This is a genomic window from Lelliottia sp. RD5 (assembly GCF_056032945.1).
The window spans coordinates 79,414-96,504 of record NZ_JBVYHQ010000005.1; the positions used below are offsets into that span (position 1 = coordinate 79,414).

A 17,091-nucleotide genomic window follows, 5' to 3' on the forward strand; every position below is an offset into this window, starting at 1 on the left:
TGTTGTTGTTATGCACTTTGATGATGTCGGGTACGGTATTTGTCGATCAGAACCGCAATGATGATCACCGCCCCTTTGATCACCAGTTGCCAGAAGTACGAAACGCCCATCAGCGTCATGCCGTTGTTCAGCGTGGCGATAATCAGCGCGCCCACCAGCGTGCCGGTGATCGTGCCGATCCCGCCCACAAAGCTGGTGCCGCCGAGGATCACCGCCGCGATAGCGTCCAGCTCGTATCCCATGCCTAAATTGCCGTTAGCGCTGTAGAGGCGCGAGGCGCTCATCACGCCGCCCAGACCGGACAGCAGGCCGCTCATGCCGTACACAAACAGCAGCACCAGCCACACTTTGATACCGGTCAGGCGCGCCGCCTGCATATTGCCGCCAACCGCATAGATATGAACGCCAAGCGTGGTGCGGCGCAGAATAAACCAGCACACCGCGATCACTGCCAGGGCGATGACCACGAGCCACGGAACCGGGCCAAGATAGTTATTGCCGATCCATTCAAAGCTGATATTGGAGTTAATCACCGTGGTGCCATCGGCCAGCAGATAGGCCGCGCCGCGCAGCGCCGTATAGGTGCCGAGCGTGACGATAAACGGCGGCAATCCGGCAAACGCCACCAGCGCGCCGTTGAACAGCCCCAGAACCATGCCGAGCATTAACGCTGCCGGAATCGAGAGCATCGCGAACTCAGGGATTAGCGACACCACCATCGCCGCCACTGCCGTAGTGCCCAGAATGGACCCCACCGAGAGGTCGATCCCGCCGGTCAAAATGATGAACGTCATGCCCGCCGCCAGCACGATGTTGATCGACGCCTGACGGGTGATATTCAGCAGGTTGCTTTCGGTGAAGAAGTTAGGGGCGATAAAACCAAATACCGCCACGATCAAAATCAAAATCGGTAAAATCCCGACCGTTTGCATCAGATCGCTCATCAGCATTTTTTTGGCGGAGGCGGATTTCGCCACCTGTTGCGGAGTAGGAGTTTGTGTCATGGTTGCACCGCCTGATGATGAGAGTCGTTCACGCCGGTTGCCAGCGTCATGATATTTTCCTGAGTAATGCTTTCGCCGTGCAGTTCGCCGGCAATGCTGCCTTCGCGCATCACGTATACGCGGTCGCTCATTCCGACCACTTCCGGCAGCTCGCTGGAGATCATCAAAATCGCCACCCCTTTGCGCGCCATCTGATTCATGATGCGATAAATCTCGCTTTTCGCGCCGACGTCCACGCCGCGCGTCGGCTCATCCAGAATCAGAATGCGTGGGCCAATCGCTACCCAGCGGGAGATCAACAATTTTTGCTGATTGCCCCCCGATAATCCGCCCGCGCGTACCTGCGAATGCGGCACGCGGATGTTGAGCAGGGCGATGGCGTCATCGGAAATGGACTGCGCTTTTTTGCGGTTCAGCATGCCGAAGGAGGCGTCGCGCTCAAGCGTCGCCATGGTGATGTTTTCCTGCGCCGCCAGTTCCAGGAACAGACCCTGCTCTTTGCGGTTCTCGGTCAGATAACCAATACCCTGATCGATGGCGGCGCGCGGGGAGTGAATCACCACCGGTTCGCCGTCGACCTCAATCATGCCGCCCGTGGCTTTACGTACGCCAAAAATCAGATGGGCCAACTCAGAACGCCCGGCGCCGACCAGCCCGGCCAGCCCGACGATCTCGCCGGAACGTACCTGCAGGCTGCACGGCTGGACTTTTTTGCCATCCGTCAGGTGATGCACGTTGAGACGCGGACCACCCAGCGGGATATCGCGCTCTTTGTTGAACAGATCGCTGAGCGGACGGCCCACCATCATGCGCACCAGCTCGGAGGCATTCAGTTTGTCGCGCGTCAGGCTGCCGACGTACTGCCCGTCACGCAGGACGCTCACGCGGTCAGAAAGCTCATACACTTCCGCCATGCGATGGCTGATGTAGATGATTGCCATCCCCTCATCGCGCAGGCGCAAAATCAGTTCAAACAGGCGATGGGTTTCACGCGATGAGAGGGCGGCGGTCGGTTCATCCATCACCAGCACGCGGCTTTTACGGTGCAGCGCGCGGGCGATTTCCACCTGCTGCTGCTCGGCAATGGTGAGCTTCATGACCAAATCGGTGGATTTAAAATGCGCGCCAAGCCGGTCGATGACCGTCTGCGCCTGCGCGGCCATCTCTTTACGCTGCACCAGTCCGCCGCGTGACAGCTCGCTGCCGAGGAAAATATTCTCCGCAACGGTGAGATTTGGCGCGAGCTGCATCTCCTGGTAAATCAGCGTGATTCCCGCTGCCAGCGCGTCTTTTGGGCCTTTGATGGTGTAGGGCTGGCCGTCGATCAGGATCTCGCCGCTGGTGGCGATATATGCCCCCGCGAGGATCTTCATCAGCGTGCTTTTGCCCGCGCCGTTTTCGCCCATTAACGCGTGGATCTCACCGGGCCAGACCGTCAGATCCACACCCTTGAGCGCGTGGAAGTTGCCAAAGGTTTTGGCAATATTGCGCATCTCTAATACCGGGGTCCTGCTCATGGCGGATCTCCTGTGAAGGTCGATATCAGCAGTCCATCACATCCCGGTAAATGCAAAATGTCAGAAGCCGTTCATATTTGTCATAGTTATGAATAGTTAATGTGGATCACAGTTTAGGGCTGTGATGACCTTTTACCCTCACCTCAGCCCTCTCCCTAAGGGAGAGGGAGAAAAACAAGCCCTCGATCCTTTGGGGAGCATTCTGGGGAAAAGACGCACATAACGCCCTGCCTCATGGGCGGAAGATTTGCTCTTCCCCCTCTCCCTGAGAGAGAGGGAGAAAACCATACCCTCGATCCTTTGGGGAGTGTTCTGGGGAAAAGACGTACATAACGCCCTGCCTCATGGGCGGAAGATTTGCTCTTCCCCCTCTCCCTGTGGGAGAGGGAGAAAGCCATACCCTCGGTCCTTTGGGGAGCATTCTGGGGAAAAGACGCACATTACGCCCTGCCTCATGAGCGGAAGATTTGCTCTTCCCCCCTCTCCCTGTGGGAGAGGGCCGGGGTGAGGGCATCAAACCACACTGGAGCCAACAAACATGCCATCTCGCCGCCCGCCTTTTTTTGCCAGCGCCCGTGGCCGCCTGCTGATTTTTAATCTGCTGGTGGTCGCGGTGACGCTGATGGTCAGCGGCGTGGCGGTGCTCGGTTTTCGTCATGCCAGCCAGATTCAGGAGCAGGTCCAGCAGCAAACGCTTAACGACATGACCGGCAGCATGAATCTGGCACGCGACACCGCGAATGTGGCGACGGCGGCGGTGCGCTTGTCTCAGGTGGTGGGGGCGCTGGAGTACAAAAGCGAAGCCGACCGGCTCAAGCAAACGCAAATGGCGCTGCGCCGCTCGCTGGAACAACTCGCCGATGCGCCGCTGGCGAAGCAGGAACCGGCGCTGGTGGCGCGAATCATTCGCCGCAGCAATGAATTACAGCAAAGCGTGACCGGGATGCTGGAGCGCGGACAGCGCCGTCACCTGGAACGCAACGAGCTGCTGAGTTCGCTTTATCAGAGCCAAAGCTTTTTGCGCCATTTGCAGGACATTAACCGTCGCTTTGGCGGCGATGTGCCCGATGCACAGCTGCTTGGCGAGATGGACCGGCTGCTGATGGCTGCCATTGAAACCCCGTCGCCGCGCGCCACTATCCAGCAGCTGAATGCTGTGATGGCCTCTCTGCCGCAGTCGGCTACGCTGCCGGTTATTGATTTTGTGCTGCCGGATTTTAACGCCGAGCTGCGCAAGCTCGCACCGCTATCAAAGCAGCTTGAAGAGAGCGATCTGGCGATCAGCTGGTATATGTTTCACATCAAAGCGCTGGTGGCGATTTTAAACAGCGATATCAATCAGTACGTGGCGCAGGTGGCGCAGGCGTCGGAATTACGCACCGCACAGAGCCATAAAGAGCTGCGCTCGATCAGCGTGTTCATCAGCGTTTTTGCGCTGCTGGCGCTGATCATCACCGGTTTTGCATGCTGGTATATCTATCGCAATTTAGGCTCTAACCTGACGGCGATTTCACGCGCGATGTCGCGGCTGGCGCACGGCGAGCCGGATGTGTCGGTGCCTGCGCTACAGCGGCGTGATGAGCTGGGCGAACTGGCGCGCGCGTTCAACGTATTTGCCCGCAACACCGCCTCGCTTGAGCACACTACACGGCTGCTGAAACAAAAAACCACGCAGATGGAAATCGACAGGCTGGAGCGCCAGGGGCTGGAAGAAGCCCTGCTGCACAGCCAAAAAATGAAAGCCGTCGGCCAGCTCACGGGCGGGCTGGCGCATGATTTTAACAATCTGCTGGCGGTGATTATCGGCAGCCTTGAGCTGGCAAATCCCGACTCGCCGGACGCGCCGCGCATCACCCGTGCGCTCAAAGCCGCCGAGCGCGGGGCGTTGCTCACGCAGCGCCTGCTGGCCTTTTCGCGCAAACAGTCCCTACATCCGCATGCGGTCGAGATGAAACCGCTGCTGGAAAATCTCGGCGAATTGATGTGCCACTCTTTGCCTGCCACCATCACGCTGGATATTGAGGCGCAGCACCCCGCATGGCCCGCGTGGATTGACGTCAGCCAGCTGGAAAACGCCATTATCAATCTGGTGATGAACGCCCGCGATGCGATGGAAGGCGAGGGCGGCATTATTCGGATCCGCACATGGAATCAGCGTGTTACCCGCAGCGATGGACGCCGACAGGATATGGTGGCGCTGGAGGTCATCGATCACGGCAGCGGCATGTCGCAGGAGGTGAAATCGCGGGTATTTGAACCGTTCTTCACCACCAAACAGACCGGCAGCGGCAGCGGACTGGGCCTGTCGATGGTCTACGGGTTCGTGCGCCAGTCCGGCGGGCGCGTGGAAATCGAAAGCGCGCCGGGGCAGGGCACGACCGTGCGGCTCCAGCTTCCGCGCTCTTTACAGCAGGTGATGATTGAGGACGAAACGCTGGCGGCCAACGAGGCACCGCAAAGCGATCGGCTGGTGTTGGTCCTGGAGGATGAAGCGGACGTGCGCCAGACGCTGTGCGAGCAGCTGCATCAGCTTGGCTATTTAACGCTGGAAGCTGAAAACGGCGAACAGGCGCTGAGAATGCTGGGATCTTCGCCCGATATCGAAATGTTTATCAGCGACTTAATGTTGCCGGGCGGCATGAGCGGGGCTGAGGTGATTCATCACGTGCGCACGCATTTCCCGCTTCTTCCGGTACTTATGGTGAGCGGCCAGGATTTGCGTCCCACGCACAATCCGCAGTTGCCGGACGTTGAGTTATTGCGCAAACCGTTCACGCGCGCGCAGCTGGCGCAGGCGCTGCGCAAAGCGATGAAAATTTGAGATTCCTCCGCTATTTTCAGATTTAAGCTCCTGTTTCAGCCATTTACAGAATATCTTCTCCATGTAACCATCCTGATTTAACCCTAAGTAAAATCAGGTCTTTGTTATGGACAACTGGCTGGCACTTTTCGACGGACAGACCCGCTATACCCTGGAAATCAACGACTCCCCCGTCACGCCCGACGTGCTGCGCTTTCAGGGCCGCGAGGCGCTCAGCGAACCGTTCAGATGGGAAATCGACTTTACCACCCCGCAGGTTAACATCTCTCCGGAACAGGTTCTGATGAAGCTCGCCACCCTGCGCATGCGCAGCGGCAAGGCGGTGCACGGTATCATCACACGCCTGAAGTGGATTTCCACCGCCGCCGACCAGTCGCATTATCAGGTGGTGCTCAGTTCCCATCTGGCGCTGCTGGCGCACACCCGCCAGTGCCGACTCTTTCAGAACCAGTCCGTGCCGGAGGTGGTGGAGCAGATCCTGCGTCAGCACGGGCTGGAAGGGCCGGACTTTGACTTCCGCCTGGAGCGGACGTTCCCGGTGCGGGAGCTGATTACCCAGTGGCGGGAAACGGACCTCGACTTTGTGCAGCGCCTCCTTTCAGAGGTCGGGATATTCTGGCGCACGGAGATGGACGAGGCCCGCGGGCTTGAGGTGGTGATTTTCGCCGATAGCCAGCTGAACTATCTGTTTGACGTCCGCCTGCCATACAGCGAGCCGTCCGGGCTGTATGACGGGGCAGAGGAGTCGGTGTGGGACGTCTCAACCCGGCATCAGGTGGTGCCGGGCAGGGTCAGCGCCAGGGACCACAACTACCGCGACGCCGGCGCGCCGATGGATGCGGCAGTCAGCGTGCGCAGTCAGGCCGTTGCCACCGGAGAGCACTACCGCTACGCGGAGCCGTACCGCACTGCAGGGGACGATACGGCACCGGAGCCGGAAACCGAATCCGGTGCCTTTTATGCCCGCATTCACCACGAGCGGGAGCTGAACGCTTCGGCCCGCATTCACCTTGAGAGCAACGCTGCCGTCCTGATGCCCGGCCAGGTGCTGGAGCCGCAGGGAAAGGTGATTCGCTCACTCAGGGACGGCGTGGTCATCACCGCCGTGGAATACCACGCTGCCCGCGACACCCGCCTGCACGTCTCCGTCGACGGGATGCCCTATACCGAGCGCTACTGCTTCCGCCCGGCGGAAATCCCGCGCCCTGAAATCCACGGCACCCTGCCCGCGCGCATCGAGAGCCGGGAGAAGAACGATATTTACGCCCACCTGGATGAGCAGGGGCGCTACCGCGTCAGGCTGGATTTCGACCGGGACGATACTGAGCAGGGCTTTGCATACCTGTGGCTGCGGATGGCGAAGCCGTACGCCGGGGAAACGTACGGCTGGCACGCGCCGCTCACCGACGGCACCGAGGTGGCCATCGCGTACAGCAGCGGCGACATCGACCTGCCGTACATCGCCCATGCGCTGCACGATTCTGAACACCCGGATCACGTCACCCGCGACAACCACACCCGCAACGTGCTGCGCACGCCCGCAAACAACAAGCTGCGGATGGAGGACCGGCGTGGGGAAGAGCACATTAAGCTCGCCACGGAGTACGGCAAAACCCAACTGAATGGTGGGCACCTGGTGGACGCGCAGGGACAGCGCCGCGGCACGGGCGCAGAACTGCGCACGGATGAATACGGGTCGATCCGCGCCGGAAAGGGTCTGTTCGTCAGCGCGGACGCGCAGGTAAAGGCACAGGGCGAGGCGCTGGACAGAGATGCCGCGCTGAAGGAAATCGACCGGCTTAACCAGCAGCTGCAGCAGCTGGAAATCGCGGCAGAGCAGGCGCAGGCCCTGAAGGCGGATGTGGACAGCCAGATACGGATGTTTGAGCAGCGTCTGAAGCCGCTGAACGAGGCGCTGCTGATGTCGGCCCCGGAAGGGATGGCCCTGACCAGCGGGGAGCACCTGCAGCTGGCGGCCAGCAAAAATGTCGCCATTAATGCAGGCGGGGACATCAGCATGGGCGTTATGGGGAATATGGCTGGCCTCGCAGGAGAAAAGCTCGGTCTTTTTGCCCGGACCGGCCAACTGAGCCTGAAGGCCAGTGAGGGCCCGGTGGAGGTGCAGGCGCAGAACGGCAATATGAGGCTGTTTGCAGAGAAGACGCTGACGATAAGCTCGGCGAGCGACCTCTCGTTTGCAGGGAAAAAGCGTGTCACGCTTATCGGCGGCGGGAGCTACCTGCGTCTGGAGGCGGGAAAAGTCGAGTACGGCACGACGGCGACGTATATGCGCCGGACTAAGAGGACCATGAAAGCCGGACCAGCCACAATGCCGTTAAACATTCCGCTTCTTCCAGGTCAGTACCCACCGCTTAATAGCACAATATGCATTGAGTGTCTCCTCAATGCCATCAAAGCTAACGACGCTATGGTTCAGGGAGCGTAGTCAATGGATGTCACAAAAATGATGCAAGCGTTATCTGAATCCACTCACACTCATATCTTTCTGATGCTGGAAGGCGGTGCGCAAACACCGGAAGCTTTTCAGGCTTTTTATAACGAACATGTATCGGCTCTGTATTCGCTGTATCTCCATCCGCAGCTTGCTGAGTTCAGAAACTATGGCCCCTGGCTGCTCGCATTAAAAAATACGCAGACGCTACAGCATTATATTGATTCCATGCCGGGTTTAACCGCTGTTATCGGCTCTTCACGCTCAGGAGAGGCATTAGCCGTTCAGCTTTCTGCGGCATGCACACTTATTTCTCCCGATGGGGCAGCGGCTTTAGTGCGTTTTTATACCCGTAATGTCATGAGTCTGCTGGCGAGCCGTAACGATCGGGAATGGCACAGTATGTTATTCAGAGGTGTTTTACAGTGGTGGGCACCTGAAAAAAATGAATGGCATCCTGTAAATATTCCTCCTTCACTGGTAATAAATGCGAGAGACAGCGCCATACGGCTGAATAAAGAAGAATGGCAATACATTGCGGATGAACCGGTTGTCACCAGCGTATTAACCGCCTGGCAAAAGTTGCCCTCCAGCCAGCATTTTGCTCCATGTGTACAAAGAGATATGGTTAAAAAAGCGCTGAATAAAGCCTGTGAAGCGAGAATGAAAACGGGCACAGAACAAAAGCTGTATGCCCTTTTTTATCTCAATGGCGGTAAAAAAATTCTGGCGTCAGAGAATATGCAATCTGCATTTGAAAATGTGGCTCAGGGGAAGGTCTCGCTGGAGCAAGTCTTAAAAAATAATGTTCAACATCAGGGATGAAAATACATTATGGGATTTTTCAGTGTGTATAAAAAATAGACGGTGCGGTTAACCGGGGTTATTCCCGCTGGGGAAAATGTATTTGGGGTGCACTAATACTGCCGGTGGTGATTTATCTTGGCTGGTCGGTATGGGCTGCGGTCTGGGGACCACCGTCAGGGCCGGTGACGCTGATTATTCACAGTGAAATTGACAGACCTATCCTGGGGTTTAGCGTAAATGGCGTGGCGGGGGCGAATGCGTTTGCCCATGGCGGGGGTAAAGCAACCTGCTGCGGCAGTATTAGCGGTGATATTGCCGAAATAATATGGACTCTAAGTACGACGCGAGATCAATACAACGCCGGACTTCGTAAAGAAACTCGTCGCACAGAAATGCCTATTCCAGTACGGAAGCAGGGCGAAAATGATTTACACGTTCATTTTCTGCCAGGCGATAAAGTCCTGTTGGGATGGAGTGATGACGCGTGGTCGCCTTATGAAAGGAATCAGGAGAATGCTAATAACAAGGAAACAGAATAATGGGATTGCCCGGTAAATATCAAAAAATAGACAGCGCCGTAAATCGTGGTTATGCCCGCTGGGGAAAATGTATTTGGGGTGCACTGATACTGCCGGTGGTGATTTATCTTGGCTGGTCGGTGTGGGCTGCGGTCTGGGGACCACCGTCAGGTCCGGTGACGCTGATTATTCACAGTGAAATTGACAGGCCTATCCTGGGATTTAGCGTAAATGGCGTGGCGGGGGCGAATGCCTTTGCCCATGGCGGGGGTGGGGCAACCTGCTGCGGGAGTATTGAAGGTGATAACGCTGAAGTAATCTGGACGCTTGATATAACCCATGCTCAGTATCTTAAAGGTATGCGTCTGGAAACTCGTCGCACAGAAATGCCCATGCCGCAGCGCCAGTGGGGTGAAAACTATCTCCATGTCTATTTCCTGCCTGATGACAAAGTATATTTATGGTGGAGCACGGGTTTTAACAGCCCTTCAGCCGATGATATTGCCGCACAGGTGGCGCAAAAGCAGCGCCAGAATACGCACTGATTTTAAGGGATTAAAATGGGATTTTTTAACGCGTTCGACAAAATAGACGGTGCGGTTAACCGGGGTTATGCCCGCTGGGGAAAATGGCTCTGGGGAGCACTGATACTGCCGGTGGTGATTTATCTTGGCTGGTCGGTATGGGCTGCGGTCTGGGGACCACCGTCGGGGCCGGTGACGCTGATTATTCACAGTGAAATTGACAGGCCTATCCTGGGGTTTAGCGTAAATGGCGTGGCGGGGGCGAATGCCTTTGCGCATGGCGGGGGTAAAGCAACCTGCTGCGGCAGTATTAGCGGAGATAAGGCTGAAATTATATGGACTGTTGATTACACATTGGCGCAATACAAAGCAGGTGTACGAACAGAAGTTCATCGACTGATAATGCCACTGCCACAACGAAAAAAAGGCGAAAATGATTTACACGTTCATTTCCTCCCGGGCGAAAAAGTCCTGTTGGGATGGAGTGATAACGCGTGGTCGCCTTATGAAAGGAATCAGGAGAATGCTAATAACAAGGAAACAGAATAATGGGATTGCCCGGTAAATATCAAAAAATAGACAGCGCCGTAAATCGTGGTTATGCCCGCTGGGGAAAATGGCTCTGGGGTGCATTGATACTGCCGGTGGTGATTTATCTTGGCTGGTCGGTATGGGCTGCGGTCTGGGGTCCACCATCAGGGCCGGTGACGCTGATTATTCACAGTGAAATTGACAGACCTATCCTGGGGTTTAGCGTAAATGGCGTGGCGGGGGCGAATGCCTTTGCACATGGCGGGGGTGGGGCAACCTGCTGCGGGAGTATTGAAGGTGATAACGCTGAAGTAATCTGGACGCTTGATATAACCCATGCTCAGTATCTAAAAGGTATGCGTCTGGAAACTCGGCGTATCGAAATGCCGATGCCAGTCCGGAAACAGGGAGAAAATGATTTACACGTTCATTTCCTCCCGGGCGATAAAGTCCTGTTGGGATGGAGTGATAACGCATGGTCGCCTTATGAAAAACGGCCGGACGCGGCACACTTAAATACAATGGACAATAACTAATGGATATAGAAAGCCTCATTTCTGCGGCAAACCGGGCACAGCAGGTTGAAGATTACGGCATACACAATTGTTCACGTATCTGGCATGTGGGTTTCTTTTTCGATGGTATTCACAGGAATATTGAACAGGATGCGCCAGAGCAACGACTCAGTAATATCGCTCGTCTGTTCAGAGCTTTTCCTGATGAGCTACAAAATTCGAGTAAAGAATGTTTTTCAAAATTCTACATATCAGGTCTTGGCACACCCTTTAACGAGGATCCTTCTACCAAACTCACTGCATTAATAGATGGTGCCAGAAGTAATGTGCAGGATGATCTCAAGTCTCACCCCGCTGAAATGGCGAAGGAAACAGGCAGAGAATTACTTAAAGGTGGAAACTGGTATGAGATCCTGAAAAACGAAGGTGCAAAGCTGCTTAAACCCGCAGAGTGGAGAAAGCTGGGAAAAAATATAACCACGAATGCACTTAAAAAAGCCAGCATCGAAGCTACTCCCTGGATTCGTGATAACCCTGCTGTCGCAGATATGCTGATAACAGGCGTTGATACGCGTATCGCCTCGGCGAAAATGCGCTTCGAGCGATTTTATGAGAGAGCAAAATCAGCCAGCCCGGTGCCCATTAAACTCATTTCTGTCTCCCTTTTCGGTTTCGACCTCGGTGCCACTCTGGCCCGCAAATTCCTTGATACCCTGTTGGATGATATTTGTAAGAAACAGGGGGATAAATACACCTACCAGGGCATACCTGTCGATATCGTCTTTACCGGTCTGTTTGACTGCTCGCGACGCACGTCGGCCAGCAACAACAACGGCGTGGATTACTTTATCTCTGCGTTTGGCGGGCCGATAAAAGGGATCAGCGTGTTGCTGGGAGACAAGTCCATCGACCAGGATACCCCCTTGCCTGAGGCGGTAAAGAAAAGCCTGCATCTGGTTGCCGCCCATGAAACCCGCGTCTGGCGCTGCCTGTACCGCACCGGCAATAACCCGGCGCACAAGGAAGAACTCTATCCCGGATGCGCGGAGGATATCGGCGGGGGCCTGAAACCGGACGAACAGAAGCCCAGTGCGGAACTCTGCCGCGTGGCACTCCACAGGATGTACCGTGAGGCGACCATGGCGGGCGTGCCTTTCCCTGATTTTCTAAGTCTGAAATCTTACTCCGAAACCGTAGCCAGCTATTTCATCGTTCAGGACAACGTCAAAAACCAGTCCGTCCTGCAGTGGGCAAAAGCCTACCAGAGCGCACTGCCCTTTACTTCATTAAGTACCGCATGCCAGAACCGTCATCTGGACAGCTATATCGACTGGCTGGGCCGTCAGTACTATCAGTACCGCACGGAATGCATGAAATATGAAAAACAGCGCGGGGATACGCTGGCCTCTGCTGGCGCATCTGCGGGGTTTGTTGGCATCACGCAGGAGGCGAAAGAGACCGCCGGGCAGTATGCAAATGAACTGGCCGTATTGCAGCAAAACTGGGGCTGGCTTGATGACGTAAAGGATACCGCCATAAGAATGCGAAACAGTATGGAACAGGACCCCATGGATAAACGCAGGGATATCGTTCCAAACGTATATGGACCCGCGCTGCGGCGTGCGAAGTGTTTTCTGGAATACTCCCACGCGGCACACCTCGGTAAACCCCGGCCGTTACCCCTGGATACCGCACCGCCAGAAATGTACGCATGGTTTGTACACGATCTGCAGACGGTAGAAAAAGGCGCAGGTATTTCGCAGGACTTTTTTGTTATCCGCTCAATGGAAATGCCTGAAGCCTGATGAGGGTTGTTCACAACAGAATTTGAGATTCCTCCGCTACTCCCGATTTTCGCCGTTGATTAACGTAAAGCCAGCCCACCTTCGAGACTGGCATTATGAAAAATTACGCTTCCGCCCTGTTATTTGGTCTGCTGTCTTTAACCAGCCAGCTGGCACATGCCGACCTTGTTGATGACGCAATCGGCAATATTCAGCAGGCGATCAACGACGCCTACAATCCCAGCAGCGCTAGCCGCCGGGATGAGGATGACGATCGCTACGAAGACCGTCGTCGTAACGACAGCCGTCAGTATGACGACCGACGTCGCCAGCTTGAAGACCGCCGCCGTCAGTTAGATGACCGACAGCGCCAGCTCGATCAGGACAGGCGTCAGCTTGAAGATGATGAACGGCGGCTGGAAGACAATTACGATGGTTAGTTGGCGGCAGTAATGAGGGCGTCGGATGTGTCGCCCCCCTACGCAGACCGCGAATGCTCAGGCTTTATGCTTTGACGTCGGGTTGGGCATTCTCTGACGGGATTTTCACAATGGCTGGACGTACATATTTTTTATCCCCGCGCCCTGGAAGATAAGGCACGCACCAGCCCATGATCAGACCGGCCAACAGCCCGGGTCCCGTTGCCATCCAGAAGATCGCTGAATCGAGCGAGCCTGAATAAAGCAGCCCGTAAAGCGTAGCAATCGCCGCACCCATCGCACCGCAGGCGAGTGTTCTATGCCAGGCGTGCTGATAAATATTCTGCGGAAGACAGGCCGCGGCGACCCCGGTCAACAGGGCAGAAACGCCCCCCAAAAACCACGTCACCGCCATAAAATACGGGAAATTCAGGACGATTTGCAGCAAGAGGTTTTCCGCCGTGCGGTGGTTGGTGAGCAGTTCTCCAGCGAAAGTAACGGGTACGCCGAGATGCGGTCCCAGTAAAGCAAACCAGCAGGCGTGATGGAAAATACGGCGTGTTTTGGTCATGAGCGTCCCCTTCATATGGTCAATTTGGCGGGGAGCATAAAGGGCGTAAGTGAAGTCACGGTGAAGTGGTGTTAATCCAGCACCAAAACCATCCCGTCGTATCCCGCTTCAAACCCGACTGGCAGCGGGTTATCCATCAGCCATACGTCAAACTGGTGGCTGATGTGGGTCAAAATAACCTGCGGGCACCCAATCACCTTATTGAGTGCGATAACCGTGTTGAGATCGCTATGATTACGCGGCGTTTCTTCGCGCGGCGCGTGGCTGCAATCGATCACGATGACCTGCGGTTGGTTGTTGAGCAGGAATTTCACCGTTTTTTCCGGCAGCCCGGCGGTGTCAGACAGCCACGCCACGCGGCTGTGCGCGCTTTCCAGCAGATAGCCAAACGTCAGCTTAGAGTGGTTCAGCGGCAGCGGCGTCACTCTCAATCCCTGGAGTTCGAACATCACAAAGGGTTCAACCGTCCGGCTAAAATCCAGAATGCCGGGATGTTTGAACAGATCGTCGCAGCCCGCGCCGTCCGGGGGGCCGTAAACGGGAATGGTCGCGCCCACGCCCCAGCGTAGCGGGAACAACCCCTGGACATGATCCATATGGTAATGCGTCAGCAAAAACTGCTGAAAACTGCCCGCCGGCCAGTCATCCATCAGATGCGGAATGCCCGCGTCCAGCAGCGTCACTGCGTCGTTGAATTTGACCACCGCGCTGCACGGGCGACGGCGATGCGCCTCCTGCAACCTCGCTCGACGGCACGCCGCGCAGTCGCAGCCAAAGACCGGCACCAGCTGCGCGCCGCCCGTTCCCGTCAGCGTAATCGTCAAACTCATAGCGCCTCCTTACAGAGGTTTGGTGAATCTATAGTGGCTCTGGGCATATCCTTCGCGAATATAAAAACGGTGGGCATCGACGCGCTTCACGCTTGTGGAAAGCTCCGTCATCTCCGCGCCCACTTTTCGCGCTTCATTCTCGGCCCAGGCTAACAACTGGCTACCGACCTTCAGACCGCGCGCCTGCGGCAGAACCACCAGCTCCTGAATTTCACCGATCCAGTTAACGTGATGGAGGTGAAACTGCAGATGCAGACCAATCATGCCGACGGTCTGTCCGTCCAGATCCGCCAGCTGATAATGCATGTGGCGATCCTGAAGATTGGCGAGAAAACCCGCCAGAAACGCGTCACGATCAAATTCCGCCTGTTTGAGTTCACATATCAGGCCGTAAACGGCCTGAGCATCTTCAGGTGTGGCGGGGCGGAGTTCACAGGCAGGCATGGCGTTTTTCCTTCTGACGAATAAGCGCGATCAAGTTATCGACAGACTGTAGCAAACTTCCGTCGTTATTGAGGAGATGGCATTCGGATGGCGTATAGCGCGCGGCGCGTGCCAGCCGTTCGTCAATCTCACGCGCGGTTTCCCGTCCTCTGTTTTGCAAGCGATGACGCAGCACGTCAGGCGAGACCTGCAAACAAACCGGCAACAGCGCGTCGCCGTAGCGGGCATGCGCCTGTGGCAAATGGGCGCGAGAACCGTTCACCAGCACGTTAAATCCTGCATGCAGCCACAGGTCGATCTCGACGCCGACGCCGTAATAAAAGCCGTTCGCGTGCCAGCTCAGTGCCAGTAAATTTTGCCCGGCGCGGGTAAAAAATTCCTGCTCGCTCAGGGCGATATGGTTCTCGCTGCCTGCATTTGCTGCCCGCGTTATGTAACGATGCGCCACTAACAGCCGCGTATGTTCCTGCTGGCGTAGCGCCGTCAGCAGGCTGTCTTTTCCGGAGCCGGACGGCCCCATTAGCCAGATCAGTTTTCCCATCAGAACACCCGTTTTCCCTGACGCCAGACGTGGTCAATATGAACATGCTCGCCTTTACGATGCGCCAGCACCAGGTCGGCCCGTTTGCCTTCTCCGATGACGCCGCGATCGCGGAGATTCAGCGCGTCCGCCGGGTTTTTGGTCACCAGCCGAATCGCCTGCGGCAGGGTAAATGGATTGTTCTGGTCGTCGGCGACGCGGAAAGCGGCATCCAGCAGGCTGGCGGGATAGTAGTCGGACGAGAGAATATCCAGCAGCCCGAGCGAGGCGAGTTTGCTAGCGGCAACGTTGCCGGAATGCGATCCGCCGCGCACGATATTCGGCGCGCCCATCAGGACGTTCATTCCGTGCTTGCGTGAGGCTTCTGCCGCTTCGAGCGTGGTGGGAAATTCGGCGATCACGCTGCCAAGCTGATGGGATTCGAGCACATGATCGTGCGTGGCGTCGTCGTGGCTCGCGAGGGCGATATTGCGCTCGCGGCACATCGCGGCAATCGACAGACGATTCGGCTGCGACCACTGCGCGGCCAGCGCCAGCTGTTCCTCTTCATAACGCGCCATTTCGTCATCGCTGAGCGAATATTTGCCCTGATAATATTCACGATACTTTTCAATGTTGGCGAACTGGCGCTGGCCCGGCGAGTGATCCATCAGCGACACTAGCGACACCGGCTCGCGATCAATCAGCTTTTCGAACAGCGGAAGCGTGGTGAAATGCGGAAGTTCGCAGCGCAGATGCAGGCGGTGCTCGGCGCGATTCAGACCGCGTTTCTGGGTGTCTTCCACCGCGTTAATCATCTTCTCGAGGTTTTCCAGACGATCGCCGCCGTCGCGCACATCGCCAATCGCCACCGCGTCCAGCACGGTGGTGATCCCGCTGGCGACCATGAGCGCGTCATGGCTGCTCATCGCCGAGTGGGCGGGCCAGTCTACTTTCGGGCGAGGGGTAAAGAATTTGTCGAGGTTATCAGTGTGCAGTTCGATAAGCCCTGGCAACAGCCAGCCGCCTTCGCCGTCCATTGCCTCCGGCGAGCGGCTTTGCGTTTCGGCAAAGGCACGGATTTCGCCGCCCTGCACGTCAATCGATCCCTCGACGACGTCGTTTTCCAGCACCAGCTTGACGTTATTGATAATCATGGCGCGACTCCCATCGTATGCAGACGATCCGCCACGCGATCGCGCACCGCAGCGTCGTGGAAGATCCCTACGATCGCAGCGCCCCGCGTTTTGGCATGTTCAATCAATTCGACGACGGCGGCGCTGTTTTTGGCGTCCAGCGAGGCGGTCGGCTCATCGAGCAGTAAAATCGGGTAATCGACGATAAACCCGCGCGCGATATTCACGCGCTGCTGCTCCCCGCCGGAAAAGGTCGATGGCGCGAGATGCCACAGGCGTTCCGGTACGTTCAGGCGCGTCAGCAAATTCGCGGCTTTTGTGGCGCACGCTTCGCGCGACACGCCCAGATCGAGCAGCGGCTGCATCACCACGTCAAGGGCGGAGATCCGCGGGATCACCCGCAGGAACTGGCTCACCCAGCCGATCGTCGCCCGACGCACTTCCAGCACTTTGCGCGCCGGGGCCTGCACCAGATCCACCCATTCATCACCATGACGAATATGAATATGGCCTTCGTCGGGCAAATAGTTGGCGTACAGCGAGCGTAAAAGCGTCGATTTTCCGCTGCCGGAATGACCGTGCAGCACCACGCATTCGCCGCCGTTTACCTCGAGCGAGGCGTTTTGCAGGACCGGCAGGCGCACGCCGTTTTGCTGGTGGAGCACAAACGTTTTACTGACATTTTCAACGCGGATCAT

At 56.6% G+C, this 17,091-nt stretch carries 17 protein-coding genes; 9 read left to right on the forward strand and 8 right to left on the reverse strand.

The features are described from left to right. Positions 1–8: 8 nt before the first annotated feature. Entirely contained in the window at positions 9–1,004 is a 996-nt protein-coding gene (locus AC0LWE_RS16040; RefSeq protein ID WP_059179874.1) for an ABC transporter permease subunit, read from the reverse strand. Continuing rightward, a complete protein-coding gene (locus AC0LWE_RS16045) occupies positions 1,001–2,521 on the reverse strand; it encodes a sugar ABC transporter ATP-binding protein (RefSeq protein WP_131486853.1) in 1,521 nt (506 codons plus the stop codon). Before AC0LWE_RS16045 ends, AC0LWE_RS16040 begins: the two co-directional genes overlap by 4 nt. Positions 2,522–3,059: 538 nt before the next feature. Between AC0LWE_RS16045 and AC0LWE_RS16050 the strand changes: the two genes are divergently transcribed. From AC0LWE_RS16050 to yjdP, 9 genes are all read left to right on the forward strand, one after another. Next, positions 3,060–5,342 carry an ATP-binding protein gene (locus AC0LWE_RS16050; protein ID WP_219347156.1) on the forward strand — a complete coding sequence of 761 codons (2,283 nt, stop codon included), beginning with the start codon at positions 3,060–3,062 and terminating at the stop codon, positions 5,340–5,342. 106 nt (positions 5,343–5,448) lie between these two features. Further along, positions 5,449–7,788, forward strand: a complete 2,340-nt coding sequence (locus tag AC0LWE_RS16055; RefSeq protein ID WP_474265829.1) for a type VI secretion system Vgr family protein — start codon at positions 5,449–5,451, stop codon at positions 7,786–7,788. A gap of 3 nt (positions 7,789–7,791) precedes the next feature. Further along, positions 7,792–8,619, forward strand: a complete 828-nt coding sequence (locus AC0LWE_RS16060) for a DUF4123 domain-containing protein (RefSeq protein WP_202668091.1) — start codon at positions 7,792–7,794, stop codon at positions 8,617–8,619. 35 nt (positions 8,620–8,654) lie between these two features. Beyond that, complete coding sequence (locus AC0LWE_RS16065; RefSeq protein WP_474265933.1) at positions 8,655–9,140, forward strand: DUF3304 domain-containing protein; 486 nt, start codon at positions 8,655–8,657, stop codon at positions 9,138–9,140. Then, a complete protein-coding gene (locus AC0LWE_RS16070; protein ID WP_202668089.1) occupies positions 9,140–9,664 on the forward strand; it encodes a DUF3304 domain-containing protein in 525 nt (174 codons plus the stop codon). The genes AC0LWE_RS16065 and AC0LWE_RS16070 overlap by 1 nt, the downstream gene beginning before the upstream one ends. Positions 9,665–9,679: 15 nt before the next feature. Continuing rightward, positions 9,680–10,192 (forward strand): DUF3304 domain-containing protein, encoded by a 513-nt coding sequence (locus AC0LWE_RS16075; RefSeq protein ID WP_219347154.1) that lies wholly within the window; start codon positions 9,680–9,682, stop codon positions 10,190–10,192. Beyond that, positions 10,192–10,710 carry a DUF3304 domain-containing protein gene (locus AC0LWE_RS16080; protein ID WP_219347153.1) on the forward strand — a complete coding sequence of 173 codons (519 nt, stop codon included), beginning with the start codon at positions 10,192–10,194 and terminating at the stop codon, positions 10,708–10,710. The genes AC0LWE_RS16075 and AC0LWE_RS16080 overlap by 1 nt, the downstream gene beginning before the upstream one ends. Further along, positions 10,710–12,494 carry a DUF2235 domain-containing protein gene (locus tag AC0LWE_RS16085; RefSeq protein WP_219347152.1) on the forward strand — a complete coding sequence of 595 codons (1,785 nt, stop codon included), beginning with the start codon at positions 10,710–10,712 and terminating at the stop codon, positions 12,492–12,494. Before AC0LWE_RS16080 ends, AC0LWE_RS16085 begins: the two co-directional genes overlap by 1 nt. A 95-nt stretch (positions 12,495–12,589) precedes the next feature. Next, complete coding sequence (yjdP, locus tag AC0LWE_RS16090; RefSeq protein ID WP_059179877.1) at positions 12,590–12,913, forward strand: DDRRRQL repeat protein YjdP; 324 nt, start codon at positions 12,590–12,592, stop codon at positions 12,911–12,913. Between the two features lie 64 nt (positions 12,914–12,977). Here yjdP and cbrB read toward each other — a convergent pair whose 3' ends face one another. The 6 genes from cbrB to phnL form a co-directional block, all read right to left on the reverse strand. Beyond that, the gene (gene cbrB, locus AC0LWE_RS16095; RefSeq protein WP_216980604.1) at positions 12,978–13,463 is read right to left on the reverse strand and encodes an inner membrane protein CbrB; all 486 of its coding nucleotides are present in this window, start codon (positions 13,461–13,463) and stop codon (positions 12,978–12,980) included. A 71-nt stretch (positions 13,464–13,534) separates the two neighbouring features. Next, a complete protein-coding gene (gene phnP / locus AC0LWE_RS16100) occupies positions 13,535–14,293 on the reverse strand; it encodes a phosphonate metabolism protein PhnP (RefSeq protein WP_202694605.1) in 759 nt (252 codons plus the stop codon). 9 nt (positions 14,294–14,302) lie between these two features. Next, positions 14,303–14,737, reverse strand: a complete 435-nt coding sequence (gene phnO, locus AC0LWE_RS16105) for an aminoalkylphosphonate N-acetyltransferase (RefSeq protein ID WP_219347151.1) — start codon at positions 14,735–14,737, stop codon at positions 14,303–14,305. Next, complete coding sequence (gene phnN / locus AC0LWE_RS16110) at positions 14,724–15,281, reverse strand: ribose 1,5-bisphosphokinase (protein ID WP_174342797.1); 558 nt, start codon at positions 15,279–15,281, stop codon at positions 14,724–14,726. Before phnN ends, phnO begins: the two co-directional genes overlap by 14 nt. After that, positions 15,278–16,414: an alpha-D-ribose 1-methylphosphonate 5-triphosphate diphosphatase gene (phnM, locus tag AC0LWE_RS16115; protein WP_219347150.1), complete on the reverse strand. Its 1,137-nt coding sequence runs from the start codon at positions 16,412–16,414 to the stop codon at positions 15,278–15,280. The genes phnN and phnM overlap by 4 nt, the downstream gene beginning before the upstream one ends. Further along, the gene (phnL, locus tag AC0LWE_RS16120) at positions 16,411–17,091 is read right to left on the reverse strand and encodes a phosphonate C-P lyase system protein PhnL (protein ID WP_219347149.1); all 681 of its coding nucleotides are present in this window, start codon (positions 17,089–17,091) and stop codon (positions 16,411–16,413) included. The genes phnM and phnL overlap by 4 nt, the downstream gene beginning before the upstream one ends.